At 65.3% G+C, this 25,959-nt stretch carries 23 protein-coding genes; 14 read left to right on the top strand and 9 right to left on the bottom strand.

From position 1 onward, the window contains the following. Window positions 1-114 precede the first annotated feature (114 nt). Window positions 115-1,515 (top strand): MATE family efflux transporter, encoded by a 1,401-nt coding sequence (locus tag I6F24_RS27965; protein WP_225152260.1) that lies wholly within the window; start codon window positions 115-117, stop codon window positions 1,513-1,515. Further along, window positions 1,512-2,000: a DUF2867 domain-containing protein gene (locus tag I6F24_RS27960; RefSeq protein ID WP_225131875.1), complete on the top strand. Its 489-nt coding sequence runs from the start codon at window positions 1,512-1,514 to the stop codon at window positions 1,998-2,000. Before I6F24_RS27965 ends, I6F24_RS27960 begins: the two co-directional genes overlap by 4 nt. Before the next feature lie 35 nt (window positions 2,001-2,035). Here the strand turns inward: I6F24_RS27960 and I6F24_RS27955 are convergent, their stop codons facing one another. Together I6F24_RS27955 and I6F24_RS27950 are read right to left on the bottom strand one after the other, a co-directional pair. Then, entirely contained in the window at window positions 2,036-2,530 is a 495-nt protein-coding gene (locus I6F24_RS27955; protein WP_192893029.1) for a septal ring lytic transglycosylase RlpA family protein, read from the bottom strand. Between the two features lie 312 nt (window positions 2,531-2,842). Further along, window positions 2,843-3,958: an FUSC family protein gene (locus I6F24_RS27950; protein ID WP_036002665.1), complete on the bottom strand. Its 1,116-nt coding sequence runs from the start codon at window positions 3,956-3,958 to the stop codon at window positions 2,843-2,845. Window positions 3,959-4,075: 117 nt separating this feature from the next. On the opposite strand from I6F24_RS27950, the gene I6F24_RS27945 reads away from it, so the two are divergent. Further along, window positions 4,076-5,443 (top strand): MmgE/PrpD family protein, encoded by a 1,368-nt coding sequence (locus I6F24_RS27945; RefSeq protein WP_225152258.1) that lies wholly within the window; start codon window positions 4,076-4,078, stop codon window positions 5,441-5,443. Here I6F24_RS27945 and I6F24_RS27940 read toward each other — a convergent pair. Beyond that, window positions 5,388-6,914 carry a serine hydrolase gene (locus I6F24_RS27940; RefSeq protein ID WP_225152256.1) on the bottom strand — a complete coding sequence of 509 codons (1,527 nt, stop codon included), beginning with the start codon at window positions 6,912-6,914 and terminating at the stop codon, window positions 5,388-5,390. The two genes, I6F24_RS27945 and I6F24_RS27940, sit on opposite strands and share 56 nt — an antisense overlap. Window positions 6,915-7,249: 335 nt before the next feature. Beyond that, window positions 7,250-8,305: a helix-turn-helix domain-containing protein gene (locus I6F24_RS27935; protein WP_225152254.1), complete on the bottom strand. Its 1,056-nt coding sequence runs from the start codon at window positions 8,303-8,305 to the stop codon at window positions 7,250-7,252. A gap of 294 nt (window positions 8,306-8,599) precedes the next feature. On the opposite strand from I6F24_RS27935, the gene I6F24_RS27930 reads away from it, so the two are divergent. Together I6F24_RS27930 and I6F24_RS27925 are read left to right on the top strand one after the other, a co-directional pair. Beyond that, window positions 8,600-9,517, top strand: coding sequence for a pirin family protein (locus I6F24_RS27930; RefSeq protein WP_036024106.1), 918 nt, complete (start codon window positions 8,600-8,602; stop codon window positions 9,515-9,517). 63 nt (window positions 9,518-9,580) lie between these two features. Beyond that, complete coding sequence (locus I6F24_RS27925) at window positions 9,581-10,495, top strand: phosphoribosylaminoimidazolesuccinocarboxamide synthase (protein ID WP_036024113.1); 915 nt, start codon at window positions 9,581-9,583, stop codon at window positions 10,493-10,495. 169 nt (window positions 10,496-10,664) lie between these two features. On the opposite strand, the gene I6F24_RS27920 is transcribed toward I6F24_RS27925, so the two are convergent. Then, window positions 10,665-12,158, bottom strand: coding sequence for an NAD-dependent succinate-semialdehyde dehydrogenase (locus I6F24_RS27920; protein ID WP_036024118.1), 1,494 nt, complete (start codon window positions 12,156-12,158; stop codon window positions 10,665-10,667). A 108-nt stretch (window positions 12,159-12,266) separates the two neighbouring features. Then, window positions 12,267-12,587: a hypothetical protein gene (locus tag I6F24_RS27915; RefSeq protein WP_027572396.1), complete on the bottom strand. Its 321-nt coding sequence runs from the start codon at window positions 12,585-12,587 to the stop codon at window positions 12,267-12,269. A 346-nt stretch (window positions 12,588-12,933) separates the two neighbouring features. On the opposite strand from I6F24_RS27915, the gene I6F24_RS27910 reads away from it, so the two are divergent. The 3 genes from I6F24_RS27910 (at window position 12,934) to I6F24_RS27900 (ending at window position 17,250) form a co-directional block, all read left to right on the top strand. After that, on the top strand, window positions 12,934-14,130 hold the full coding sequence (locus I6F24_RS27910) for a serine hydrolase domain-containing protein (RefSeq protein ID WP_036024120.1): 1,197 nt from the start codon (window positions 12,934-12,936) through the stop codon (window positions 14,128-14,130). Between the two features lie 148 nt (window positions 14,131-14,278). After that, window positions 14,279-15,973: an AMP-binding protein gene (locus I6F24_RS27905; RefSeq protein WP_036024123.1), complete on the top strand. Its 1,695-nt coding sequence runs from the start codon at window positions 14,279-14,281 to the stop codon at window positions 15,971-15,973. A gap of 443 nt (window positions 15,974-16,416) precedes the next feature. Next, entirely contained in the window at window positions 16,417-17,250 is an 834-nt protein-coding gene (locus I6F24_RS27900; protein ID WP_036024125.1) for an outer membrane protein, read from the top strand. A gap of 150 nt (window positions 17,251-17,400) precedes the next feature. Here I6F24_RS27900 and I6F24_RS27895 read toward each other — a convergent pair whose 3' ends face one another. Next, window positions 17,401-18,402, bottom strand: coding sequence for an adenosine kinase (locus tag I6F24_RS27895; RefSeq protein WP_036024127.1), 1,002 nt, complete (start codon window positions 18,400-18,402; stop codon window positions 17,401-17,403). A 124-nt stretch (window positions 18,403-18,526) separates the two neighbouring features. On the opposite strand from I6F24_RS27895, the gene murJ reads away from it, so the two are divergent. From murJ to I6F24_RS27875, 4 genes are all read left to right on the top strand, one after another. Beyond that, window positions 18,527-20,059, top strand: a complete 1,533-nt coding sequence (gene murJ / locus I6F24_RS27890) for a murein biosynthesis integral membrane protein MurJ (protein ID WP_225114855.1) — start codon at window positions 18,527-18,529, stop codon at window positions 20,057-20,059. Between the two features lie 81 nt (window positions 20,060-20,140). Further along, window positions 20,141-21,193, top strand: coding sequence for a tryptophan--tRNA ligase (gene trpS, locus I6F24_RS27885; RefSeq protein ID WP_036002766.1), 1,053 nt, complete (start codon window positions 20,141-20,143; stop codon window positions 21,191-21,193). A gap of 106 nt (window positions 21,194-21,299) precedes the next feature. Continuing rightward, window positions 21,300-21,794: a universal stress protein gene (locus tag I6F24_RS27880; RefSeq protein ID WP_036002710.1), complete on the top strand. Its 495-nt coding sequence runs from the start codon at window positions 21,300-21,302 to the stop codon at window positions 21,792-21,794. 305 nt (window positions 21,795-22,099) lie between these two features. After that, window positions 22,100-22,669 (top strand): NifU family protein, encoded by a 570-nt coding sequence (locus tag I6F24_RS27875; RefSeq protein ID WP_036038709.1) that lies wholly within the window; start codon window positions 22,100-22,102, stop codon window positions 22,667-22,669. A gap of 5 nt (window positions 22,670-22,674) precedes the next feature. On the opposite strand, the gene I6F24_RS27870 is transcribed toward I6F24_RS27875, so the two are convergent. Then, a complete protein-coding gene (locus I6F24_RS27870; protein ID WP_057025860.1) occupies window positions 22,675-23,709 on the bottom strand; it encodes an aspartate-semialdehyde dehydrogenase in 1,035 nt (344 codons plus the stop codon). Window positions 23,710-23,826: 117 nt separating this feature from the next. Here I6F24_RS27870 and I6F24_RS27865 point away from each other — a divergent pair, with 117 nt between their 5' ends. Further along, entirely contained in the window at window positions 23,827-24,615 is a 789-nt protein-coding gene (locus tag I6F24_RS27865) for a hypothetical protein (RefSeq protein WP_057025859.1), read from the top strand. Between the two features lie 170 nt (window positions 24,616-24,785). Further along, window positions 24,786-25,172 (top strand): hypothetical protein, encoded by a 387-nt coding sequence (locus I6F24_RS27860; protein ID WP_036024148.1) that lies wholly within the window; start codon window positions 24,786-24,788, stop codon window positions 25,170-25,172. Between the two features lie 76 nt (window positions 25,173-25,248). Here the strand turns inward: I6F24_RS27860 and I6F24_RS27855 are convergent, their stop codons facing one another. After that, a complete protein-coding gene (locus I6F24_RS27855; protein ID WP_225152252.1) occupies window positions 25,249-25,884 on the bottom strand; it encodes a DapH/DapD/GlmU-related protein in 636 nt (211 codons plus the stop codon). Between the last annotated feature and the right edge of the window lie 75 nt (window positions 25,885-25,959).

Here is a 25,959-nt window from a genome sequence, read left to right as displayed (position 1 = left end):
GAATACGGTGCAACCCGACCTTTCCTTCGCCTGAGCCCCCGCCTTTTTTCAGCGGCACCCGCCCTCACATTTCTTTGCCGTTACTTCGCCGATCGAGGCTGCTATGTCCCCGGCATGACCGAGCTTTTGGATACCAAGCAGCCGTACCGGGCACGCCTGGACGCACGGCAGAGCCACCTTGCCGAAGAATTCGTCGAGACGCTGCGCCTCGCCGTGCCGCTGATGCTGACCCAGCTCGGGCAGATCGCGATGATCACGACCGATCTTGCGATGATCGGGCGGCTCGGCGAGGAGGCGGTGGCCGCGGCGGCGCTGGCCCATACGGTCTATTTCGTCAGCTTCACGTTCGGACTCGGATTGACGTCCGCAGTGTCGCCGCTGGCGGCGCAGGCGTTCGGCGCCGGCGACGTCAGGCGCATTCGGCGCTCCTTGCGCGTCGGTCTGTGGGCCGCGCTGCTGATTTCGCTGCCGATGATGGCCTCGCCGCTCTATGGCGAGCAGATTTTGCTCGCGCTCGGTCAAACGCCGCACTCGGCCGCGCTGGCGCAGCACTATCTAAACGGCCTTGCCTGGGGTATCGCACCGGCGCTCGGATTCATCGCGCTGCGCAGCATGATGAGTGCGGTGAACCGGCCGCAGGCGCCGCTGTGGATCACGCTGGCGGCGATCCCGGTCAATGCCGCGCTGGTCTATGCCCTGATCCACGGCCTGTTCGGCCTGCCCGAGCTCGGCCTGTTCGGCGCGGGGCTTGCGACCACGCTGGTCAATCTCGGCACCTTCCTCGCCGCGCTCGCGATCGCCGGGCTGCGCAAGCCGTTCGCGGACTATCGTCCGCTCGCCCACCTCTGGCGGATCGACTGGCCCCTGATGCGCCAGCTGATCGCGATCGGCGCGCCGATCTCGTTTTCGCTGCTGCTGGAATATGGCCTGTTCTCCTCGGCCGCGCTGCTGATGGGCCTGATCTCGACCACCGCGATTGCCGCGCACCAGATCGCGCTCCAGGTCACCGCCGTGCTGTTCATGGTGCCGCTCGGCATCGGCATGGCGGCGACCGTGCGGGTCGGTCATGCCTTCGGCCGCAAGGATCCGGCGGCGGTGAAGCGCGCAGGACTCGTCGCAGCCGTGCTCGGCCTCGCGCTGGTCTCCGCGCTGACGATCGCCATCGTGATCGGTCGCTATCAGCTCGGCCGGCTGTTCTTCGGCGCCGGCAGCGAAAGTGCGGTCACCGTCGAGCTGACGGCAACGCTGCTGCTGGTCGGGGCCAGCTTCTTCATCGCCGACGGCCTGCAGACCATCATGGGCGGCGCGCTGCGCGGCATCAACGACACCAAGATGACCCTGCTGTTCGCCGCGATCGGCTATTGGGGCGTCTCTTTTCCCATCGGCTGGTTGCTGGCGTTCCACACAGGGCTGGGCGCGATCGGCGTCTGGATCGGATTCTCGATCGGCACGTTCGTCTATGCCGGGCTCCTGATCTTGCGCTTCCGGATGCTGACGCGCAAAATGGCGGGATGATCGGGACGGTCCGCGAAGTCGCGCCTGAAGTCGATGCCGATGCGCTGCTCGCCGGCGCGCAGTTCATCGACGCGTTTTGCGTGGACATCGGCGCCGCGGCGGTGAATGCCCGCGAAGCCTGCACCAGGATGGTGCTGCACGGGCCGCGCTGGATCGACGCACTGCTGCGCCTGCGCAACATTCTGGTGAGGCCGTTCGGGCTGAAGACATCGGGCGAAGGCGCCCCGGCGCCGGGCGGCATGATCGGCCTGTTTCCGGTGCTGAGCGAGACGCCGGAGCAGCTGGTCGCGGGCTTCGATGATTCGCACCTCGATTTCCGCATCGTAGTCGACGTTTCAGGCAATGCCGCGCGCCGCCATGTGACCTCGACCACGCTGGTGCGCACGCACAACCTGCTCGGCCGGACCTATCTTGCGCTGATCATGCCCTTCCACAAGCTCGTGGTCCGCAACATGATGGGACGCATCGTGGAGACGGCCCGATGAACTGTGCGGGCCGACATTGAACGAACACGCCCTGTTCAGCCCACCGGCCCTGCAGTCCAATTGTCGCCAGCGAGCGGACTGACTTTCACGTCAGGAATGACACCGAGGTCCATGCTCGGATCGAAATGGCGCATCGTTCGCTCATTGAGGTCGATGATGCGGCCAGGTCTTAGTGGTCCCACGTCGTTTATCTTGACGATGACCTTCTTGCCCACGGCCTCGACGAGAGCATATTTCGGCCTCGCGCCGAATCCGACCCCACCGAATTTCCGGCGCAGGCTCGTCTTGATGGCAGCCGTCCAGGCGGAGGGATCATAACGTTCGCCGGAAGCCGTCTGCGGACCGCCCTCCTCCTTGCCGGGCTTGAACGGATTGTAGGTGGACGCCGCGCCAATAATCGCATCGCCGGAGGCGGCATCGACGACGGCACTTGAGTGATCCCCACGCGTTTCACTTCGAGCAACGGCAACAGAGAAGGCAAGCGTAACCAGGGCGCCGCAAACTGCGGCGCTCGAGCGGAAGAGCATCATGAGTCCTGTGATTTTTTAGATTGTCCGGTTCCAGAACCGCAAACGTGGTCAAGCGAACGCAACAGCGCTCATGAACTTGCCGAACGTTTTGCGGATTCGAGCCAACCCCTGGCTACGGAACCGTTGTGAGAACCGGAGTGGTCTCACGTCGTGTTTAGCTTGCCGCCGATTAAAACAGAGAATGCGTCAGCAACATGACCCGATGGAACCTTGTGCGTGGAGCGGCTTAGAGCCGCAGACCGCCGATCACCGCCGCGCTTCGCACACGCGCATTACTGTCGAAAGCCGACGTTGACGACGACGCGCCCGAACTCACTCCGCAACGCGTGCGGTTTTATCTGTCGAGGCCTCCGACCATTCGCCGACGACGCGGTCGAGGTCGCCGAGATTCTGGTGCATCTGCTCCAGGGAGAAGCCGAGCGCGAAGAAGCGCTCGGCTGTGTCGCTCGCGTGGCCGCGGATCAGGCCATCCTGACGGACGGACGCGACCGCCTCGGCATAGTGCTGGAGCGCGACATGGACGGGATGGATCGGCGGCGCGCCGGCGCCCTCGCGCAAGGCGCCAGCGGCCGAGCGGAGGAAGCGGGCGATCACGGTCGACACTTCCGACAGGGGCGCTGCCAGCCGCAATTGCACTTCCACCGGCAGCGGCACCACCGTGGCGCGGCCGATCATCACGACGTCATGGCGCAGCCGCAGGATCGTTCGCAGCAACGGGCCGGTGTCCGGGCCACTCGACAAGCGCGCCGCGCGCTCACGCTCGGCTTCGGAGCCGATCGCATTCAGATTGACCATCGCGGTGCCGATTCCGTCCTGGATCCGGTGCAGCGCGTCGTTGTCGCGGCCGCGCGTGAGGCCTGCCAGCAGCTCGGCGAGGGCATCGGCGATCAATTCGAGCAGAACCGCCGCGCTGGCGCGGATCTGCCGCACCGCGCGCGAGGGCAGCACCAGGAAGGAGACCAGCAATCCCGTGACGGCACCGACGCCGACCTCGCTGACCCGATCGATCGCCGAGGTCAGGGGATCGGCATGATGCAGGGTCGGAACCAGGAGCACGATCACGGCGGTGACCGTGGCGGCGCTGAGGCTCGGATTGATCGCGGCGATGAAGGCGAGCGGAGCGACGGAGAGGACCAGCAGGCCGAGCAGGCCCGCCTCGCTGGAATAGGGAATCAGGATGGCGATGGCGCCGCCATAGAGGGCTCCGCCGATGGTGCCGAGCATGTAGTCGCGCGTCGCCTTCAGCGAGCGGCCGACGCTCATCTGGGTCACGATCAGCGAGGTCAGCACCGCCCAGAGCGGCAGCAGCAGATGCAGCGCGGTCGCGATCGCATAGGCCGCTGTCGCGGCGACCGTGACCCGGATCGCCAGCCCCAATTGCGTCCGCCGCGCTCGAATCCGGTCGAACAGCTGCCTTGCGCGCGTCATGCGGAATATCCCGATCCTTTTCGCCTAAGCAAAAGCATGGCTGATCCCCGCCGACGCAAGGCCGCTTGAAAGGCCAAATCAGCCCGCCTAACTTGCGCGCCAAATCGAGGAAACACGATGGCTCACGAAACCGCAACGCTCGCCGCCTATGTCTTCAATCTCAAGTACCAGGATATTCCGGCGGAGGTGCTGGAGCGCGCCAAGGTACTGACGCTGGACTTCCTCGGCAGCGCCATCAGGGCGCGGCGCGAGGCGGAATCGACCTCGTCGATGCTGAAGATGCTGGAGGCGCTGGCGCTCGACACCAAGGGCGAGTCCACCGTGTTCGGCGATACCAAGACCTGGACGCCGGCGGTCGCGGCGCTGCTCAACGGCGCGCTCGGCCACTCCCTCGATTTCGACGACACCCATGCCGATTCCTCGCTGCATCCGAGCGCACCGGTGGTGCCGGCCGCCTTCGCCGTCGGCGAGATGGTCGGCGCCTCCGGGCGCGACGTGCTTACGGCGATCGTTGCTGGCTACGAGGTCTGCTGCCGCCTCGGCAATGCGCTCGATCCGACCTCGCATTACGCGCGCGGCTTCCACCCGACGGCGACGGCCGGCACCTATGGCGCGGCTGCGGCGGCGGGCAAGCTGTTCGGCCTCAGCGAGAAGCAGCTGATTGCCGCGTTTGGCGTCTCCGGCAGCCAGGCCGCGGGCTCGCTGCAATTTCTGGTCAACGGCGCCTGGAACAAGCGCTACCAGGTCGGCGCCGCCGCGATGAACGGGGTGATCGCCGCGACGCTGGCGCGTAACGATTTCGTCGGTGCAACCGAGTCGGTCGAAGGCAAGCACGGCCTGCTCGCCGGCTATACCGACGATGCGCATCCCGACAAGGCGGTGGCCGAGCTCGGCAAGACCTATGAAACGATGAAGATCGGCGTGAAGCCCTATCCGAGCTGCCGCTACACCCATGCCGCGATCGACGCGCTGATCGCGATGCGGCGCGAGCACAATCTGACGCCGGAGCAGGTCAAGCGCGTCGAGATCGGTCTGCACCGCAACGGCATCACGCTGACCGGCGACGCCGCGACCAAGCGGCACCCGCGCTCGATCGTCGGCGGCCAGTTCTCGATGTTCTTCACCGGCGCGCTCGCACTCGACCAGGGTTCATTCGGCTGGGACGATTACAGCCGGCTCGGCGACGCCACCATCGACGCGCTCGCCGACAAGTTCGACGTGGTGCAGGACGACCGGCTCGAGATCGGCCGCACTCATCCCTTCGGCGCGCGCGTGAGCATCACCACGGACGACGGCGTGCACGAGCGGCTCTACGCCGATCCGTCCGGAGAGCCGACCTCGTTCCCGGATACACAGGCGATGCAGCAGAAATTTTTGACATTGGCCCGCCCCGTGCTGAACGCGCGCGCGGAAAAGTTCGCGGATGCGATCATGACGCTGGAGCGGTTCGACCGCGTGGCGCAGGCAACGGAATTGGGGAGGTAAGTTCACCGCGGCGCTCCGCTTCCCCCCTGGAGGGTAAGAAGACCTCAATCCCCTCCCGCCAGCCTCCCTTCTCGCGCGTTGCCGCCACCACATCGCGCACGAGGTCGAACACACCGTCGGCGTGCGGCGGCGCGTTCGGCGAGCGCCCCATGCGCACGATCACCAGCTGCTCCGACGGGATCACGATGGTGTACTGCCCGATCGTGCCCTTGGCGAAGAAGGCATCGCGCGGCCAGCCGTGCTCCATGCGAAGATTTGCGCCGAAGCTGTCGCCCTGGTTGGTCCAGAAGCCGGCGCCGATGCCGACCCACGCATTCGGCGTGGCCGTCGCCGAATAGGTGACCCACCCTTCCGGCAGGATGCGTTTGCCACCGGCGACGCCGTCATTGAGATAGAGCTGGCCGAAGCGCGCCCAGTCGCGGGCGGAGGCGAGCATCTCGGTCGACCCCTCGATCGTGCCGGCGCCGTCGAGCTGGAGCACGACATGGCGCATGCCGAGCGGGGCGAACAATTCGCGGCGCGCAAAGCGCAGTGCGTCTTGCGGTGTGCCGCCGGCCGCATCGCGGATCAGACGCGAGAGAATGAGGGTGTTGCCGTCGTGATAATTCCATGCGGTGCCGGGCGCGGTTGCGAGCGGCATGCTCTCGGCATAGGCGGCCATGTCCTTCTCGGCGAATTTCATCCTGTTGACCGGCTCGAAGGCGGAGCCGAGCGAAGCCTGCAACGAGCTGCCGAGCGCGAGGCCCGCGGTGTGGCGCAGCAGCTGATCGACATTGATGGCATGGCGCGGATCGTCGGGATCCTTCCAGGCGGCGACCGGTGCGGGGCCGTCGAGCTTCAGCTTGCCCTGGCGCACCAGCACGCCGATCAGCGCCGAGACCACCGACTTGGTCATGGAGAAGCCGAGCAGCGGCGTCTCGGGGCCGATGCCGTCGGCGTAGCGTTCGGCGACGACGCGGCCGGCCTTCATCACGACGATGGCGCGGGTGCGGCGGTAAGGCGGCTGAGCAGGCTCGGCGAAGGCGCGGTCGAGCGCGGCGCCGAGCTCGGAGCTCTGCGGCGGCACGATCGCGGGGCCGGCGATCGCGGGAAGCAACGCGGGCCGCTTGTCGTCAGGCAGCGGCTCGACGGAGGCAATGCCGGCGCCGTGCTCAAGCGTGCAGCCGAGGCCCTCGCGATAGATGGCGTGGCTGCGGCCGAGGCCGAACAGCGTCACCGTGACATCCTTGCGGACGCGGTCGATTCTGTACTCCATCGCCCAGCTGATCAGGCCCGCTCCGGGCATGGCGTCGGTGGTCTCGGCGAAGTTGCGCCCGGGATCGAGGCCGGACACGAACGTCTCGGCGCACAGGATGTCGGCGACGAAGCCGGTCGCGACCTTCGGCACGTCGTGGGCTCGAGCCGCGCCGAGCGCGAGGCCGGCTGCGGCGATGGCGGAGGCGAAAAGGACGATCTTGCGGCGGCGGGTCACGGGCGTTCTCCGGCTGAGGCGTATGCCGGGGAGGAAGCGGGATGCGGGCGGGGGATGCTCGCCGGATTTGGAAAAGGGGTTGGTTGAAATCGGGGCGGGCTGGCCGATTTTGGAATTGTGAAGCCATTCCAAATCCTTAGAGGTACCGTGCCGTCACAGCGGTGGTGCGCTCCCTCTCCCCGTTCTTACGGGGCCGCGACGAGCTTCGCTCGCGCTGAGAGGGTTGGGGTGAGGGGCCTCTCCGCACGCGAGACTGCCGACGGACCCGTACCCCCTCACCCGGATCGCAAGAGCGATCCGACCTCTCCGCGCAAGCGGGGAGAGGTAAAGAAAGATCAAGCCGCACTCGTCTTCAACCGCCGGTACTCGGTCGGCGTTACGCCTGTCACCGCCTTGAAGGCGCGGTTGAATGGTCCCAGCGACTGGAAGCCGGCGTCCATGGCAATGGTGATGACGGGGACCTCGGCCTGGGAGGGATCGGCGAGCGCGGCCTTGGCTTCCTCGATGCGGTGGTTGTTCAGGAACACATTGAAATTGCGATAGCCGAGCCGCTGGTTGATCAGGCGGCGCAGCCTGTATTCGGGAATCCTGAGCCGGCCCGCCAGCACACCGATGGTAATGTTCTCCTGGCGATAGATCCGCTCGTCCGCCATCAGGCGCATCAGGGCATCGATGAGTTTCTGGTCGGAGTCCTCGGCCAAAGGCTGGATCGGCGCGATCGCGGGTGCGGGCTCTGGCGCAATCGGAAACAGATCGGCGCCATCGACTCGCAACATTGCGTAGGCGATCGCGGCAACGATGCAGGCGAGCACGCCTGTATTGATGGTATCGGCGACATCGCTCGCGCTGAAGGCAACGAGGATCTGGAGCAGCGCATTCAACCCGCCATAGAGTGCGGCGGCGCAGACGATGACGACGCGCAGGCGACGGCGACGCTCGACCAGATCGGCGGACCACGATCCGATCGTCTGCACCACCGCGAGCGCGATGAAGCCGAGCACGATTAGGTTCACTGCCGTCACGGAGAACCGCGCGTTGCCGCCGGGCGCGATCCAGAGACATCCGACGAAGCTGAAGGCGGTCACCGCGGCCCAGATCAAACCATGCCACCAGCGTAGCCGAAAGCCGTCGTCGAACAGCGCGCGCGTGAACAGCCAGAACACGACGATGTTGCCGGTCGACAGTGCAATCAGCGGCGCGTGCCAGATTGGAACGAGCGACGACACGCCGATGGAATAGCTCGCGGCATGCGCCGCCGAGCCTAGCGCGAAGGCCGCGCCGAGGCGGGCCGCGAGCACATTGCGGAAATCGGAGAGCAATGACGCCGCCAGCACCAATAGCAGCGCGACGCTGGCAGCGCGGAAGGCAAGTTCGGTTGCGGCAAGGGTCATCGGCTGGGGCGAACGGTCGCGGTTGAAGGCAGCCGAACATCGTTCGTCAGGCTCGCTTTTTCAAGGTCCATCCGCATGCAAGGGCTAGGGGCGGCATCCACAGCTGTCATCGCCCGGCTTGACCGGGCGATCCAGTACTCCGAGACGGCAGCGGTTGAATCGATGGGCTGCGGCGTACTGGATGCTCCGGTCAAGCCGGGGCATGACAGCGGAGTTTGATGAGCGGGCTTTGTCGCGACGCTGATGTGAAAGTCTGCTAGCGTCGCGCCCAACAAAGCCAAAAGGAGTTCCCCCATGAGCTGGCAGCCCTCGAACGATCCCGTGCTCGGCGATCCCATGTCCTGCGATGCGCTCGATCTCGTCATCGTGCCGCGCACGCGCGATCTCGGTGACGGGTTCGCGGTGCGCCGGGCGTTGCCGCATGGCAAGCGGCAGATGGTCGGGCCTTTCATCTTCTTCGATCATTTCGGCCCGGTGCAGTTCGTCTCCGGCAAGGGCATGGACGTGCGGCCGCATCCGCATATCGGGCTCGCCACCGTCACCTATCTGTTCGACGGCGCCATCATGCATCGCGACAGCGAGGGCAACGTCCAGGAGATCGCTCCCGGCGCAATGAACCTGATGACGGCCGGCCGCGGCATTGCGCATTCCGAGCGCACGCCGGACGCGCAGCGCGCCTCGGGCCAGAAGATGCTCGGCCTGCAAAGCTGGATCGCGCTGCCGGCGGGCTCCGAAGAGATCGCGCCGTCGTTCCAGCATTATGCGGCAGGCGATTTGCCGATGATTTCCGAGCGCGACTTCACCGCGCGGGTGATCGCGGGCTCCGCCTTCGGCATCGCCTCGCCGGTGTCGATGGTCTCGCCCTGGTTCTACACCGAGGTCACGGCGCTCGCGGGCGCGAGCGTGCCGCTCGACCCCGATCATGAGGAGCGTGCGATCTATGTCGTCGACGGCGAGGTCGAGATCGCCAACGAGCGCTACGAGGGGCCGCGCCTGCTGATCTTCCGGCCCGGCGACCGCATCACCGTGAAGGCGCTGAAGGCGACGCGAATGATGTTTCTCGGCGGCGATGCGCTGGAAGGCCCGCGCCACATCTGGTGGAATTTCGTCTCCTCCAGCAAGGAGCGGATCGAGCAGGCCAAGCAGGACTGGAAAACCGGGCGCTTCGCCGCAGTTCCGCAGGAACACGAGTTCATTCCGCTGCCGGAATAGGCTAATCCGGTGTCCGGCCGCGCCATCAGACGCGGCCGGATGTCCTGTGCGAAGGCTTTGCCGATGACCACCATGCTCTCCAGCGACCTGCCTCTATCCAAGATCGGACGCGGCAAGGTGCGCGATATCTACGCCGTCGACGACGACCGCCTGCTGCTCGTCACCACCGACCGCATCAGCGCCTTCGATGTGGTGATGGGCGAGACCATCCCGATGAAGGGCGCGGTGCTGACCCAGATCAGCGCGTGGTGGTTCAATGAGCTCGAAGGCGTGGTGCCGCATCACATGATCAGCGCGGATACCGACGAGATCATTGCGGCCGTGCCGGCGTTGAAACCGCATCGCGCGGAGATCCTTGGCCGCGCCATGCTGTGCAAGCGCACCACCGTGTTTCCGATCGAATGCGTGATCCGCGGCTATCTCTCAGGCTCCGCCTGGAAGGAATATGCCGCGAGCGGCACGCTCGCCGGCGAGAAGCTGAAGGCCGGCCTCATCGAGAGCGAGAAGCTGGAGCCGGCGATCTTCAGCCCCGCGACCAAGGCCGAAAGCGGCCATGACGAGAACATCACCATCGCGAAGATGCGCGCGGTGGTCGGCGACGAGGTCGCCTACACGCTGGAGAGCATGACGCGGGCGATCTACACGCTGGGCGAGGAGCTCGCCCGCGAGCAGGGTATCATCATCGCCGACACCAAGTTCGAGTTCGGCCGCGACAAGGACGGCCGCATCATCCTGATCGACGAGGTGATGACGCCGGATTCGTCGCGGTTCTGGGCGGTCGACGCCTACAGACCGGGCCAGCCGCAGGCGAGCTTCGACAAGCAGCCGCTGCGCGACTATCTCGACGTCGAGCGCCGCGCCGGCCGCTGGAACGGCGACGCCCCGCCGCCGCCGCTGCCGGCCAGCGTGGTGGACGCGACCAGCAAGCGGTACCTGGAAGCGTATCGGCGCGTGACGGGGACAGAGCTGAAGATTTAGGCCCGACTGTTACCGCAGCTCCGTCATTGCGAGCGCAGCGAAGCAATCCAGAGTGTTTCCGCGGAGGGATTCTGGATTGCTTCGCTGCGCTCGCAATGACGTGGAGAGGCCGGTCGGCCTCTCCAACATCTCCGCCTGGCTCGCATTCGCGCTGACACGAGCGAGCCGCTCACACCCCCGCCATCATCACGTATTTGATCTCGACATATTCTTCCATGCCGTGACGGGAGCCTTCGCGGCCCAGGCCGCTTTCCTTGACGCCGCCGAAGGGCGCGACCTCGGTGGTGATGAGGCCGGTGTTGACGCCGACCATGCCCGACTCCAGCGCTTCGGCGACGCGCCAGACGCGGCCGAGATCGCGGGAGTAGAAGTACGACGCGAGGCCGAACGGCGAGGCGTTGCACATCGCGATGACGTCGGCCTCGTCCTTGAAACGGATCACGGGTGCGAGGGGGCCGAAGGTCTCCTCCTGCGACACCAGCGAGTCCGGCTTGACGTCGGCGAGCACCGTCGGCTCGAAGAAGGAGCGCCCAAGCTCGCTGCGCTTGCCGCCGGTGACGACCTTGGCGCCGCGCTTGACGGCATCGGCGATGTGGCGCTCGACCTTGTCGACCGCCTTCATGTTGATCAGCGGGCCCTGCGTCACGCCGCTCTCGGTGCCGTCGCCGATCTTCATTGCCGCGACCTTCTTGGAGAGCTTCTGCACGAACTCGTCGTAGATCTTGTCCTGGGCGTAGATGCGGTTGGCGCAGACGCAGGTCTGGCCCATGTTGCGGTATTTCGAGACGATGGCGCCCTCGACCGCAGCATCGATGTCGGCGTCGTCGAACACGATGAACGGCGCATTGCCGCCGAGCTCGAGGCCGAGCCGCTTCACGCCGACCGAGGCCTGTTGATAGAGGATCTTGCCGACGGCGGTGGACCCGGTGAAGCCGACGAAGCGCACGGCCGGATGCTCGCACAGCACCTTGCCGATGGGCGGTGCGTCGCCGGTGATGATGTTGAGCACGCCCTTGGGGATGCCGGCCCGCTCGGCGAGCACGGCGAGCGCCAGCGCCGACAGCGGCGTCTCGTTGGCGGGCTTGAGCACCACGGTGCAGCCGGCCGCCAGCGCCGGCGACACTTTGCGCGTGATCATAGAGTTCGGGAAATTCCACGGCGTGATCGCACCGCAGACGCCGATCGGCTGCTTGATCGCGAGCAGGCGCGCATCGGCGCGCTGGGTCGGGATGGTCTCGCCATAGACGCGCCTCGCTTCTTCGGCGAAGAACTCGATATAGGCGGCGCCGATATCGACCTCGCCCAGCGCCTCGGTGAGCGGCTTGCCTTGCTCGGAGGTGAGGATCAGCGCGAGATCCTCGCGATTGGCCGTGATCAGCTCGAACCATTTGCGCAGAATGTTCGAGCGCTGTTTTGCAGTGTGCTTGGCCCAGCCCGGAAAGGCGCGCTCGGCAGCTTCCACCGCCCGGGTGGTGTCGTCAGCACCAAGCTGCGGCACCTTTGCGAGCTCGACGCCGGTGGCGGGATTGTTGACGGCGAAGACCGGCGTGCCGACCCAGGCGCCGTCGATGTAGCAGGCCTCCTTTAGCAGCGAGGGGTCCTTCAACCGGTCGCGCAGGGTGGCGGTGGCTTGCGGGGCGCGTGCGGCGGTGGTCTGGGTCATGGCGTTTCTCCCTGGCGGCGATCGGATCGGCCGCAATATAGGGACAGACGGTGCGCAATGCACCGCCCTGCAAACGCACGTCAGATGGCAGCTAAACTGGCAGCGGCCTTAGGCCGCGCCGCTCATATAGGTCTCGCGACGGCCGATCATGCGCTCGGCGGCGGCCTTGGCATCCGCTTTTGTGGACGTCGCGCATGTCCGATATTCGAGATCCGGGACATGAGACGTGTCGCGGCGGCCGAACCATGACTTCGAACCGACCGGCAGCAGCGCCAGCGCCTGCGCCAGATTGTCCACCGCTCCGAAGGAATAGAGGGCGCCGGTGCCGGCGACGCGGACCTCGTAGATCCCCGGCGAAATCGGCGCCTCCAGGTTCTCGCCACGTCCCGGACGGGGATAGCGCTTCCATTCGCTCCAGGTCGAAATCATCTGAGGTCCCCCTCGCCGCCCATCCACGGCCGGCACATTTGCATCAAGTCTTAACGGCTCGTCGATCGGGCCGGGTGCTGAACGCGGCAGCTCACGAAATGTTTCAGGGGTTCGAGAACCACGAAGCATATCGCGAGCAACCCATCCAAGGTGAGGCGAGACACGTCGATCCACCGCAGATTGTAAAAGAGCGTACGCGCTCAGCCTCGTTGTCGTCCTGCGTTGGATCAAGACCGTCAAGTCACGACATCGCGACCGGTGCAGATACATAGATGGCGCTTGCCGCGCCGGAGATCCGGGAAGACAATCGATCACTTCCAACAATAATCAAACCCGAGGAAACGCCATGCAAAGCCAAGCACAGATCGATGAGATTCTGCGTCAGAAGAGCGAGACCAAGGAGATTCCGGGCGTCGTCGCCATCGCGGCCAGCGGTCAAGACGTGCTGTATCAGGGCGCGTTCGGCAAGCGCGATCTGTCCAAGCCCGATGCGATGAGTGTCGACAGCGTGTTCTGGATCGCCTCCATGACGAAGGCGGTGACCACAGCGGGCGCCATGCAGCTGGTCGAGCAGGGCAAGCTGTCGCTGGATGCGCCGATCGGCGATGTCTTGCCGGAGATCGCCAATCCGCAGGTGCTCGAAGGTTTTGACGCCAATGGCGAGGCGAAGCTGCGGCCGGCCAAAGGACCGATCACGCTGCGCCAGCTCATGACCCACACCGCCGGCTTCTGCTACAACATGTGGAACGGCGATCTCGCGGTCTATCTGGACAAGAACGGCATTCCCGCCATCACCACCTGCCAGAACGCGGCATTGAAGACGCCGATCATGTCCGACCCCGGCACGCGCTGGGAATACGGCACCAACATCGATTTCGTCGGCAAGGCGGTGGAAGCCGCCAGCGGCAAGCGGCTGGATGCTTACCTGCGCGACAATCTGTTCGCGCCGCTCGGCATGCGCGACACCGCTTTCAAGATCACCGACGACATGCGCAAGCGGCTGGTCGGCATGCATGCGCGCGGCGAGGACGGCCAGCTCGCAGCGATCCCGTTCGAGCTCGAGCAGGAGCCGGAATTCCACATGGGCGGCGGCGGTCTCTATTCGACGGCGGCCGACTACATCAAGTTCACCCAGATGATCCTCAACAAGGGGCGCGGCAACGGCAACCAGGTGCTGAAAGCCGAGACGGTCGCGACGATGGGGCAGAACCACATTGGCGACCTCGCTATGGGCAAGATGACGACGGCGGCGCCGATGTACACCAACGACGTCGATCTCTATCCTGAGCAGGTGAAGAAGTGGGGCCTCAGCTTCATGATCAACACCGCCAAAACCGCCGAGGGCCGCAGCGCCGGCAGCCTCGCCTGGGCAGGCCTTGCCAACACCTACTACTGGATCGATCCGGCGCGCGACGTCACCGGCGTCATCCTGATGCAGCTGCTGCCGTTCGCGGATGCGAAATGCCTGGAGGCGTTCGCGGGCTTTGAGCGCGGCGTTTATGCCGGGCTCGATGCTGCCGGAAGCGGGCAGAAGGCGGCGTGACTCGCAACCTCTCACCTGACGTCATGGCCGGGCTTGTCCCGGCCATCCACGACTTGCCACGCGGCACAAAGAACGTGGATGCCCGGGACAAGCCCGGGCATGACGACGGGTAGAGTGTGCCGATCATCACTCACGAAAGGATTTCGACTTGGCGGACAAAGCGGACAGCTACGTTTGCGGCATCTCGGACGCGCCGCTGCTCGGCCACACGATCGGCCGGAGTCCCGACCAGGCCGCGCAGCGCTGGTGCAATCGCGAAGCGCTGGTCTCGCCCAGCCACGGCGTCCGATGGACCTGGAAAGAATTCGCCGAGCGGGTCGATGCGCTCGCCGCCGGCTTTCTCGCGCTCGGCCTCGAACGCGGGGAGCGGATCGGCATCTGGTCGCTGAACCGGCCGGAATGGACGCTGACCCAGTTCGCCGCCGCCAAGGCCGGCCTGATCCTGGTGACGATCAACCCCGCCTACCGCCTCAGCGAGCTGGAATTTGCGCTTCGCAAGGTCGGCTGCGCGGCGATCGTCACCGCGACGGCGTTCAAGACCAGCAACTACATGGAGATGCTCAACACGCTGTTGCCGGAGCTGTCATCCGCCAGGCCCGGACAGCTGCAAGCGGCACGGCTGCCGGCCCTCCGCAATGTCATCCAGATCGGCGGCCCGGCCGCACCGGGCACAATTGCCTTCGACGAGGTCGCGCAGATGGGTGGCGACCGGCACCGTCAGCAATTGGCCGCGCTCGGCGCCGAGCTGCAGTTCGACGATCCCGTCAACATCCAGTTCACCAGCGGCACGACCGGATCACCGAAGGGCGTGACACTGACCCACCACAACATCCTCAACAACGGCTATTTCGTCGGCCGCGCGATGCGCCTCACCGAGCAGGACCGCATCTGCATTCCGGTGCCGCTCTATCATTGCTTCGGCATGGTGATGGGCAACCTTGCCTCCGTGACGCTCGGCGCCGCAATGGTCTATCCCGGCGAGGGTTTTGACCCGCTCGCGACGCTGCGCACCATCGAGCAGGAGAAATGCACGGCGCTCTACGGCGTGCCGACGATGTTCATCGCCGAACTTGATCACCCCGAATTCGCCGGCTTCGACCTGACATCGCTGCGGACCGGCATCATGGCCGGCGCGCCCTGCCCTATCGAGGTGATGAAGCGCGTCAACACCGAGATGAACATGCGGGAGGTCACCATCGCCTATGGCATGACCGAAACCAGCCCCGTCAGCTTCCAGAGCGCGGTGGACGATCCGCTGGAGCGACGTGTCTCCACGGTCGGACGTATCCATCCGCATGTCGAGGTCAAGATCGTCGATCTCGAGGGCAGGATCGTCAAGCGCGGCGAACGCGGCGAGCTGTGCACCCGCGGCTACAGCATCATGCTGGGCTATTGGGAGGAGAAGGAAAAGACCGCCGACGTGCTCGACGCCAACGGCTGGATGCATACCGGCGATCTCGCCACCGTCGACGACGAAGGCTATTGCAACATCGTCGGCCGCATCAAGGACATGGTGATCCGCGGCGGCGAAAACCTCTATCCGCGCGAGATCGAGGAGTTTCTGTATCGCCATCCCAAGATCCAGGACGTGCAGATTTTTGGCGTCGCAGACACCCGCTACGGCGAGGAGCTCTGCGCCTGGATTCGTGTCAGAGCGGGCGAGCAACTGACGGCTGAGGAAGTACGTGCCTTCTGCGAGGGCCAGATCGCCCACAACAAGATCCCGCGCTACGTCGAGTTCGTCGACGAATTTCCGATGACCGTGACCGGAAAGATCCAGAAATTCCTGATGCGCGAGGCAGTCGAGCAGCGGCTCGGATTGAAGGCGGCGAAGACGGCGTGAAAGTGTTGAACGCTCTCCATATACAACGACCGTCATTCCCCCCGCAGGCGAATCCCGTACGCCGCGGCTTCTCGATCCATCACAGCCGCTCGGAGTACTGGATCGCCCGGTCTTCGCCGGGCGATGACAGTTTTGATTGAGGCCCGCGCCTGCCTACATCGTCATTGCGAGCGCAGCGAAGCAATCCAGCTGTCTCCCCGCAGAGATTCTGGACTGCTTCGCTGCGCTCGCAATGACGGGGATGACGAGCGTTACGCCGCCGGATGCTGCGCGGCACCCTTAGTTCCAGCTATTTGGACAGGTGCGCCATTCATTCTGCTTGTGGCGTCTCCCACGCGCGTTCAATGTCGATCACCTGTGGCAGGCCCGGCACAGCCATCGGCGGCAGTACAATGTTACGGTCGTGTCCTGACTTGATCGATTGTTGATCTAGGGGGAATGCCATGAAATTGGCTTGGAGGACCATCCTGGTTGCAGGAATTGGATTTGCAACCGTCGGCTCGGCAAGCGCTGCAGATCTCGCGGCCCGGCCCTTCAAGGCACCAGCGACCGCCGTAGCCGTCTATAACTGGACCGGTTTTTACGTGGGCGTGAATGCGGGTTACGCTTGGGGACAGTCGGATCTCGGCACCGTGCTCGATCCCACCAGCAGCTGGGCCGTGGAAGGCGTAGCGTTCAGGAACGAGTTTGTGGCGCTGAGCAATCGCCGCCTCGATCCGGCCGGCGCTATCGGCGGTCTTCAGATCGGCGCGAACTGGCAGACCGGTGCTTGGGTTCTGGGTGTAGAAGCCGACGCCAACGCAACAGATATCGGTGCGCGCACCGTTTTCACCGGAGCGAATCCGCCGGTGATCCGCACATTCGACGAAAGCATCCGCAACGATTGGCTCGTGACCGTTCGCGGCCGCGCCGGCTATGCGGTCGACAAGACCCTGCTGTACGTCACCGGCGGTCTGGCCGTCGGCAGCGTCAAGGGAAGCTGGGATCTCACCTCGTCCAATGGTTATACCAAGACGGGTTCGGTGTCCGAGACGAAGGTCGGCTGGACGGTCGGCGCCGGCGTTGAGCACGCCTTCGTGCCGAATTGGACGGTTAAGCTCGAATATCTCTACACCGATCTCGGCGGCGTGGATTACACATCGACCTACGTGCCCGGCAGCACTTTTGCTCCGCCCGGCTCCAACTACGTCGAACGCATCTCGCAGGACCTCACCTTCCATACCGTGCGGGCCGGCCTGAACTACAAGTTCGGCGGGCCGATGATGGCCAAGTACTGAGAAGCGAAGAAGCCCAAGATCCCGGCTCCGGCCATTCGGCTCGGAGCCGTTTTTTTTGATCAGGAGCCAGAGAGAGCGCCTCGTTCTACGCGGCACGCCGGCAAAGTGCGGTCGCTATGCCGACCGCATCGTGGAGGCAGAGATAATTTCTTACGCCGTCAGCCCGCGCTGCTCGGCCAGCTCCTTCAACGATACCTGAGGCCGCGCGCCGATGTGCTGGATGACTTCGGCGGCGGCGAGCGCGCCGAGCTCGCCGCACTGCTTGTAGCCGAAGTTGCGCGCGAGGCCGTAGAGGAAGCCGGCGGCGAAGAGGTCGCCGGCGCCGGTGGTGTCGACCACCTTGTCGACCGGGAACGCCGGCGCTGCGACGGCATCCTCGGACGAGACCACCATGCAGCCCTTCTCGCTGCGGGTGACCACACCGAGATTGACGTCGTTGCGCAGCTGCTTCAGCGCGGTGTCGAAGTCCGAGGTCATGTAGAGCGAGTGGAGTTCGGACTCGTTGGCGAACACGATGTCGACGGTGCCGCCCCGCATCAGCGAGAGAAACTCGTCGCGATAGCGATCAACGCAGAAGGAATCGGACAGCGTCAGCGCCACCTTGCGCTTGGCGTCATGGGCGATCTTGGCCGCCTTGACGAAGGCCTCCTTGGCGTTCTTGGGGTCCCAGAGATAGCCCTCGAGGTAGACGATGCCTGCGCCGGCAATCTCGGCCGGATCGATGTCGGCGGGCGACAGGTCCTGCGCCGCGCCGAGATAGGTGTTCATGGTGCGCTCGCCGTCGCCGGTGACCAGGATGTAGGAGCAGCCGGTGGCGGGGCCGTCCTTGGCGGCCGGCGTGTTGAAGGCAACGCCGGCGGCGCGAATGTCGTGCACGTAGAGCTTGCCGATCTGGTCGTCCTTGACCTTGCCGACATAGGCGGCGCGTGCCCCCAGGCTGCCGATGCCGACGATGGTGTTGGCGGCCGAACCGCCCGAGACCTCGGTCGCCGGACCCATGTCCTTGTAGATGGCGGCCGCGCGCGCCTCGTCGATCAGCGACATGCTGCCCTTCGCCATGCCATGCTTGGCCAGAAAGGCCTCGTCGGTCCGAACCAGCACGTCGAACAGCGCGTTGCCGATGCCGAGAACGTCATATTTCACGTCAGCCATTCACCTTGATCCTGTTTGCCGGATTGCGATCTAACCGGAAATCCGCTTCCTGTCGGCCTGAAATCCAAGCTCGCGGCCTATCACGACCGGGCCTTGGCGGGCAAGCAACGGTATTTTCGAGAGCATGATCCGCTCCTTCCTGACCGTCTCGACGGGAACGCTGGCCTCACGCCTGCTGGGTTTCGCCCGCGATTCCCTGATTGCGGCGCTGCTCGGCACCGGCGCCGTGGCGGATGCGTTTCTGGCGGCGTTCCAGCTCGTCAACGTGGTGCGGCGGCTGCTCAGCGAGGGCGCGCTGAACGCGGCGCTGATCCCAGCCTGGCTGCGGGTGCGGGACCGCGACGGGGTGGCGGAAGCCGCGGCGTTCGCCGGGCGTGTGATCGGCACGGTCAGCACGGCCCTGATCGGGATCTCACTCCTGCTCGCATTGTTGATGCCGCTGATCATGACGGTGATCGCGCCGGGATTCCTCGGCAGTGGCACGCTCGATCTCGCGGTTCAGAACGCGCGGCTGATGCTGCCTTACCTCGCCTTCGCCGGTCCCGTCACCGTGCTGATGGGGCTGCTCAATGCGCAGGGACGCTTCGCGCTGACGGCGTTCTCGCCACTGCTGTTCAACATTGCGCTGATCGCCGCGATCGCGATGCTGCTGGTCTGGCATGCAGACGCCGGCTTCGCCGCGTGGATCCTGGCAGCGACCGTCGGCCTCGCCGGCTTGCTGCAACTCTTGATGCTGCTGTCGCAGCGAAGCGCGCGCCTTGCGACACCGCTGCGCGCGAGTTTCGACAAGGAGATGCGCGGCTTCTTCGCCAAGGCGATCCCCGGCATGATCGCAAGCTCGGGGCCGCAATGGCTGATGGTGGCGGGTGCGATCATCGCGTCCGCAACGCCGTCCGCGGTGTCCTGGCTCTATTTCGCCAACCGCTTGATCGAGCTGCCGCTCGGCATCGTCGGCGTCGCCATGGGCACCGTGCTGGTGCCGGAGCTGACGCGCGCCGTCGCGAGCTCCGATCGCGACGCGGTGGCGCATGCCGAATCCCGCGCGCTGGAGCTTTCCGCCGGGCTGGCGCTGCCGGCCACGGTCGGCCTGATCGTGCTCGCCGAGCCGATCGTGGGGCTGCTGTTCGAGCATGGCGCGTTCGGTGCGGCGGATAGCGCGGCCACCGCGCGTGCCCTGATGTGGCTGGCGCTGGGCCTGCCGGCGCATGTGCTGATCAAGGCGCTGTCGCCGGCGTTCTATGCCCGCAGCGACACGATGACGCCGCTGCTCGCGACCGCCAAGGGCTTCGTGGTGACGGTCGTGCTCGCGGTTCTGCTCGGTCATGTCTTTGGCGCAAGCGGAATCGCGGCAAGCATCGCGGCTGGCGCCTGGAGCAGCGCGCTCGCGCTGCTCCGCAAGGGCGCGGGCGAGTTCGGCTTCTCGATCGACGCGGCGGCCCGCACGCGATTGCCGCGGATCGTGCTGGCCGCGATCGCCATGGGCGCCCTGCTCTGGCTGACCGCGGGTCTGGTGCCGGCCGGCGCCCATGGGCTCATCCACTTCATTGTGCTGGGTGTGCAGATCGCAGCCGGGATCGCCGTCTACGGCCTGTTGCTGCAGATCCTCGGTGCCGCCTCCTGGCGCGAGGCGGTTAACGCATTGAAACGGCCCAGCTAGACCACGGCTTCCGCGAAAGACCCTTGACGGGGCAGCGCCGCTGTTGGAAACGACGGCCGAATACCTATGGGAAGGCTGACCATGCCATTCGTTGAACGGGTCTTTTCGGGCGTCCAGCCGACGGGCAATCTGCACCTCGGCAATTACCTCGGCGCCATCGTCAACTTCGTGAAGATGCAGGAAACCCACAATTGCATCTATTGCGTCGTCGACATGCACGCGATCACGCAAGGGGTGGACGTCTGGGGCGGGCCGGTCGAGCTCGCGCGCAACACCCGCGAGGTGACCGCCGCGTTCATCGCGGCCGGCATCGATCCGAAGAAGCACATCGTGTTCAACCAGAGCCAGGTCTCGGGCCATGCCGAGCTCGCCTGGATCTTCAACTGCGTCGCGCGCATGGGCTGGCTGGGACGCATGACCCAGTTCAAGGAGAAGGCCGGCAAGGACCGCGAGAACGCCTCGGTGGGCCTGTTCGACTATCCCGTGCTGATGGCGGCCGACATTCTGCTCTACCGCGCCACCCACGTTCCCGTGGGTGAGGACCAGAAGCAGCATCTCGAACTCTCGCGCGACATCGCGCAGAAGTTCAACAACGACTTCGGCGACTCGATCCGCGCGCAGGGCGTCAATGACGGGCTGTTCTTCCCGCTGCCGGAACCCTTGATTACGGGTCCGGCAACGCGCGTGATGAGCCTGCGCGACGGCACCAAGAAGATGTCGAAGTCGGACGCCTCCGACAATTCGCGCATCAATCTCACCGACGATGCCGACACCATCGCGCAGAAGATCCGCAAGGCGAAGACCGATCCGGAGCCGCTGCCGACGGAAGAGAAGGGCCTGGAAGCGCGGCCCGAGGCCGACAATCTCGTCGGCATCTTCGCCGCGCTGTCCGGCCGCTCCAAGGCGGACGTGCTGCGCGAGTTCGGCGGCGGCCAGTTCTCCAGCTTCAAGAACGCGCTGGCGGAGCTGTGCGTGACCAAGCTCGCGCCGATCGCCGGCGAGATGAAGCGCCTCGTCGCCGACCCTGGCCACATCGAGGCGATCCTGAACGACGGATCCGACCGGGCGCGCGCGATCGCAGACGAGACCATGAAGCTCTCCAAGGACATCGTCGGCTTCATTCGCCGGCGCTAGGGCGCGCTTCGCGATACCGGCTGGCGCCACGGCGCCGGCCGCTTCGCCCCTCCCAAACATCGCGGGAGTGTGGCAGCATGCTCCCCGTGCACAATCCGGGACATGCATGACCAGTAAGCGACTTTGCTACGAGCCGGGTCACAAGCCCAAATGCCTCGTCATCGTCGACGACAGCGCCGAATGGGATCGCGCCGTCTATTACGCCAGCCGCTGGGCGATTCGCGCCGGCGGCGGCGTGGTGATGCTGCGCATCATCGAGCCTGAGCAGCAGAGCCAGGAATGGCTGGGGGTCGCCGACATCATGCGCGCCGAGGCACAGGAAGCCGCCGAAGCCGCGCTCGACCGCGCCGCCGGGCGCGCCAACGGCATCGCCGCCATCACGCCGGAGCGCGTCATTCGCGAAGGCAGCGCGATGGAACAGCTGCTCGCAGTGATCGACGAGGATCCTGATATCGCCATGCTGGTGCTCGCCGCAAATCCCGGCGCGGAAGGGCCCGGGCCTCTGGTCTCGCTGCTCGCGCATGCGCTCGGCACATTCCCGGTGCCGGTGACGATCATCTCGGGTGCCCTGAGCGATGAGAGCGTGGATTCGCTGTCCTAGCGACGATGCATCTTATCCTCCCCTGGAGGGGAGGGTCGGCTCATGTTGAGCGAAGGGGGTGGGGTCACGGTCTCTCCACATCCGACACTGCCCGAGTGGAGAGATCACCCCACCCCGCTCGCGCTGCGCGCGATCGACCACGGGCGAGCTACGCTCGTCCCGGACCCCTCCAGGGGAGGGTAAGGCCAACCCACTGATTTTTATGAGCTAATATCCCGCCTCCCCTTGACCGTGCGTTAGCCGTCGCCATCTGCTAGGGGATAGAGCACGCGCCGGCCTTGAACCGGCGACGTCTGGAGAAAACCATGTTCATTCAAACCGAAGCCACCCCCAATCCCGCCACGCTGAAGTTCATTCCCGGCCGCGTCGTGGTCGACGGCAGCCCGATGGAATTTTCGAGCCGCGAATCGGCGGCGCGCTCCCCGCTCGCCGAGAAGCTGTTCGAGGTGCCCGGCGTCACCGGCGTGTTCTACGGATCGGACTTCATCACCGTGACGAAGGCGAGCGGTGAGTGGCAGCAGCTCAAGCCCGCGATCCTGGGTGCCATCATGGAGCACTACATGTCGGGCGCGCCGCTGCTGGCCGACGGCACGGCCACAAGCGAGGCCGATCTCGACGACGAGGACGAGTTCTTCGACGAGGCCGACGCCGAGACCGTTGACATGATCAAGGACTTGATCGAGACCCGGGTGCGGCCGGCCGTCGCCAATGACGGCGGCGACATCACCTTCCGCGGCTTCAAGGACGGTATCGTCTATCTCAACATGAAGGGCGCCTGCTCCGGCTGCCCGTCATCGACGGCGACGCTCCAGCACGGCATCCAGAACCTGCTCAAGCACTTCGTGCCTGATGTGGTCGAAGTCCGGCCGATGTAAGCCGGTTACGCCGCCTTCTTCTTCGCGCTGATCAGCTTGCGGTTGATCAGCACTTCCGCGATCTGGATCGCGTTGAGGGCGGCGCCCTTGCGTAAGTTATCGGATACGCACCACAGCGCGAGACCATTCTCCACAGTCGCGTCCTCGCGGATGCGGCTGATGTAAGTCGCGTCCTCGCCGGCCGCTTCGTAAGGAGTGGCGTAGCCGCCGGGCTCCTGCTTGTCGATGACGAGACAGCCGGGCGCCACGCGCAGGATGTTGCGCGCTTCATCGGCGGTGATCGGATTCTCGAACTCGATGTTGACGGCCTCGGAATGGCCGACGAACACAGGCACGCGCACGCAGGTGGCGGACAGCTTGATCTTGGGATCCAGGATCTTCTTGGTCTCCGCCATCATCTTCCACTCTTCCTTGGTGTAGCCGTCCTCCATGAAGACGTCGATGTGGGGGATGACGTTGAAGGCGATGCGCTTGGGGAATTTCTTCGCGACCAGCTCGTCGTTGGTGTAGACGGCCTTGGTCTGCGAGAACAATTCGTCCATTGCGTCCTTGCCGGCGCCCGATACCGACTGATAGGTCGAGACCACGACGCGCTTGATCGTCGCCTTCTCGTGCAGCGGCTTGAGCGCCACCACGAGCTGTGCGGTCGAGCAGTTCGGGTTGGCGATGATGTTCTTCTTCTTGAAGCCTTCGGTCGCGGCCGCATTCACCTCGGGCACGATCAGCGGCACGTCCGGATCCATGCGCCAGGCCGAGGAATTGTCGATCACCACAGCGCCGGCGGCGCCGATCTTCGGCGACCATTCCTTCGACACCGACCCACCCGCCGACATCAGGCAGATGTCGACGTCGGAGAAGTCGTAATGCTCGAGCGCTTTGACCTTCAGGGTGCGGTCGCCATAGGAGACTTCGACACCGACGCTGCGGCGCGACGCCAGGGCCACGACCTCGTCCGCGGGGAATTTGCGCTCATCGAGGATGTTGAGCATTTCCCGACCGACATTGCCGGTCGCGCCGACGACTGCGACTTTGTAACCCATCGTTCACTCTCCGATGAAAAAGCCCGTTCCCGAAGCTGACGCTTAAACAGGAAGAGCAGCGCTTCTATGCGAGAACCGGACTCAAGACAACGTTAAGACCATGCCTTAGGGACGTGGATGCAGTCGCCTGAGGCCAGCACGGCCGTTAGCCCTACCCAGATCCAGCTGACGCTCTTGGCCTTGGCCGACGAGGTCGTCGGCACGCTGGCGCATCTGGTCGCCTATGTGGGGGCGCTCGCCCTGTTTGCCATCCTCGCCCTCGCAGGCCTGGGACAGCTGCCTGACCTGCGTGGCGATGGTCCGGCGGACAGACCGGGCTGGAGCATCGCCGACCGCTCGCATCCGGCCTTCGCCGTCAGCCGGATCGATTCATCAGAAAAAACAGCCTCTTACGTCATCTTTAGGCATCCCGAGGGCGGCCGCAGGGACGTGCTGCGCTGGACCGATATGGCGGACAAGCCGGTGGCCGAACTCGAAATCTACCGCCAAGGCGCCGAATTCGACGTGACACGGCCGGCGGCCGCGGGCTTGGCCGCCCGAATGGGTTTGGGTGCAGATGCCCCGCTCGAGCAGGCCGGCCTGATTGACAGCAAATTCGGCCCCGTCGCCCTGTTCCGGCCGGTCGGCGCGACAGAGGGGACGCGGGCCTGCCTCGGCTATCTCAAGCGCTACGAGGAGCCCGCCTTGCAGATCTCCGGCTTCTCCTGCCAGGGCGACAGCTTGCCCGCCCGCCGCGCGGCGATCGCCTGCACGCTGAACCGGCTGACGCTGCTGGCCTCGGGCAACGAGCCGAGGCTGGCGGAATTGTTCGCCCATGCCGAGCTCAGGCGCCGCGGCTGTGACCCTCAGGGCTCGCCGGACTGGCTGCTGGGCGCAGCGAACGCGCAATTGCGCGGAGCGCTTTGACTTGCATCAAGGATTCTGCATCAAGCTCAAGTAGCTGGTTTGCATGCAACTTTTGCCGGCGCGCACGATTATTCCGAGCTGGTGTGACCCAATTGACCTAGTTGCGTCCGCCCCGGCCGGGCTAGTATGGGGTGAAATCGACTGGCGGCCTGCCGCCTGAAGGGGACGTGATGAGCTTGAAATTTTCTGCCGCGAACAAACTGGCGACATTGCTTGCGGCGGGCGCCGCAATGGCCGTTGCGTTCGCGACCCCGGCTTCCGCCGACACCAGGACCAAGCAGCGCTATGACGACCGCGGCCGGCCCTATTACGGCCCGAGCGGCCCCAACACGGTCTATCAACAGGGCCGCACCCGCCTCTATGTGAGCAAGCGCTCCTGGCTCGATGGCGGCACCGAGGTCAATCCGGGCGACCGCAAGTTCACCGACTACGCCTTCCCCCCGGCCGTGGGCTATCCGTCCTTCGCCCGCGAGAACCTCAACCGGCCGATCGACCGCCAGCCGCTCTCCCCGCCGCAGGATGTCGGCGGCTATCCGCAGAACTTCCCGCTGTACTGAGGCGGGCGTCACGACCGAATCAAAATGGCCGGTGCTCACGCCCGGCCATTTTTGTTTTTCGCGAGATGCGTCCGTCTTACGCATTGGCTGCCGGATCGTAGCGCCGGCAAAATTCTTCGATGGCCTCGGAGCGGAAATCACTGAGGCGTTCGAAGATCAGCGTATCCGGCCAATCCCACCAGGCGATGCGGCGCAGGCTTGCGGAAACGGTATCGTCAAAGCGCTTGCGGATGGGACGGGCGGGAACGCCACCGACGATGGTGTACGGCTCGACATCGCGGCTAACGACGGCGCCTGCGGCGATCACTGCGCCATCGCCGACGCTCACGCCCGGCAGCAGGATGGCGGCGTGGCCGATCCAGACGTCGTTGCCGACGATCACCCGGTCGCCGCGCCTACCTGCGAAGAAGTCGCGGTCGCGCGTCGCGCCCGCCTCGTAATATTCGGGGACGTAGGTGAAGCGGTGCTGCGAGGGACGGCCCATCGGGTGGTTTGGCGCACCGATCCGCACCGAGTTGGCGATCGCCGTGAACTTGCCGATCACGGCGTCGGCGACGTCGCAATTCTCGCCGAGATAGGAGTAGTCGCCGAGCGAAGCATATTCGATGCGCGTGCCCGCAAGCACCTCGCAACGCCGCCCGACCTGCGCCTCGCGCAGGCGCACCGTCTCATGGATGACGGTTTCCGCGATCTTGGGGCGGGGTGTATCCATGAGGCGGTTTCCAATGAGGCCGTAGCCCGGATGGAGCGAAGCGCAATCCGGGAAGGTCTGTCCACGGGGTGAGAA

Origin of the sequence: Bradyrhizobium sp. BRP23, from assembly GCF_020194135.1 — a bacterium.
GTDB classification, from domain to species: domain Bacteria; phylum Pseudomonadota; class Alphaproteobacteria; order Rhizobiales; family Xanthobacteraceae; genus Bradyrhizobium; species Bradyrhizobium yuanmingense.
The sequence above is the reverse complement of the archived record's forward strand: the minus strand, read 5'-3'. Positions and strand labels throughout refer to the sequence as shown.

Excerpts from the sequence above, each read along its gene's own strand:
- I6F24_RS27965 (WP_225152260.1), top strand. The coding sequence starts at position 115 with ATGACCGAGCTTTTGGATACCAAGCAGCCGTACCGGGCACGCCTGGAC.
- I6F24_RS27960 (WP_225131875.1), top strand. The coding sequence starts at position 1,512 with ATGATCGGGACGGTCCGCGAAGTCGCGCCTGAAGTCGATGCCGATGCG.
- I6F24_RS27955 (WP_192893029.1), bottom strand. The coding sequence starts at position 2,530 with ATGATGCTCTTCCGCTCGAGCGCCGCAGTTTGCGGCGCCCTGGTTACG.
- I6F24_RS27950 (WP_036002665.1), bottom strand. The coding sequence starts at position 3,958 with ATGACGCGCGCAAGGCAGCTGTTCGACCGGATTCGAGCGCGGCGGACG.
- I6F24_RS27945 (WP_225152258.1), top strand. The coding sequence starts at position 4,076 with ATGGCTCACGAAACCGCAACGCTCGCCGCCTATGTCTTCAATCTCAAG.
- I6F24_RS27935 (WP_225152254.1), bottom strand. The coding sequence starts at position 8,305 with ATGACCCTTGCCGCAACCGAACTTGCCTTCCGCGCTGCCAGCGTCGCG.
- I6F24_RS27930 (WP_036024106.1), top strand. The coding sequence starts at position 8,600 with ATGAGCTGGCAGCCCTCGAACGATCCCGTGCTCGGCGATCCCATGTCC.
- I6F24_RS27925 (WP_036024113.1), top strand. The coding sequence starts at position 9,581 with ATGACCACCATGCTCTCCAGCGACCTGCCTCTATCCAAGATCGGACGC.
- I6F24_RS27920 (WP_036024118.1), bottom strand. The coding sequence starts at position 12,158 with ATGACCCAGACCACCGCCGCACGCGCCCCGCAAGCCACCGCCACCCTG.
- I6F24_RS27915 (WP_027572396.1), bottom strand. The coding sequence starts at position 12,587 with ATGATTTCGACCTGGAGCGAATGGAAGCGCTATCCCCGTCCGGGACGT.
- I6F24_RS27910 (WP_036024120.1), top strand. The coding sequence starts at position 12,934 with ATGCAAAGCCAAGCACAGATCGATGAGATTCTGCGTCAGAAGAGCGAG.
- I6F24_RS27900 (WP_036024125.1), top strand. The coding sequence starts at position 16,417 with ATGAAATTGGCTTGGAGGACCATCCTGGTTGCAGGAATTGGATTTGCA.
- I6F24_RS27895 (WP_036024127.1), bottom strand. The coding sequence starts at position 18,402 with ATGGCTGACGTGAAATATGACGTTCTCGGCATCGGCAACGCGCTGTTC.
- murJ (WP_225114855.1), top strand. The coding sequence starts at position 18,527 with ATGATCCGCTCCTTCCTGACCGTCTCGACGGGAACGCTGGCCTCACGC.
- trpS (WP_036002766.1), top strand. The coding sequence starts at position 20,141 with ATGCCATTCGTTGAACGGGTCTTTTCGGGCGTCCAGCCGACGGGCAAT.
- I6F24_RS27880 (WP_036002710.1), top strand. The coding sequence starts at position 21,300 with ATGACCAGTAAGCGACTTTGCTACGAGCCGGGTCACAAGCCCAAATGC.
- I6F24_RS27875 (WP_036038709.1), top strand. The coding sequence starts at position 22,100 with ATGTTCATTCAAACCGAAGCCACCCCCAATCCCGCCACGCTGAAGTTC.
- I6F24_RS27870 (WP_057025860.1), bottom strand. The coding sequence starts at position 23,709 with ATGGGTTACAAAGTCGCAGTCGTCGGCGCGACCGGCAATGTCGGTCGG.
- I6F24_RS27865 (WP_057025859.1), top strand. The coding sequence starts at position 23,827 with ATGCAGTCGCCTGAGGCCAGCACGGCCGTTAGCCCTACCCAGATCCAG.
- I6F24_RS27860 (WP_036024148.1), top strand. The coding sequence starts at position 24,786 with ATGAGCTTGAAATTTTCTGCCGCGAACAAACTGGCGACATTGCTTGCG.
- I6F24_RS27855 (WP_225152252.1), bottom strand. The coding sequence starts at position 25,884 with ATGGATACACCCCGCCCCAAGATCGCGGAAACCGTCATCCATGAGACG.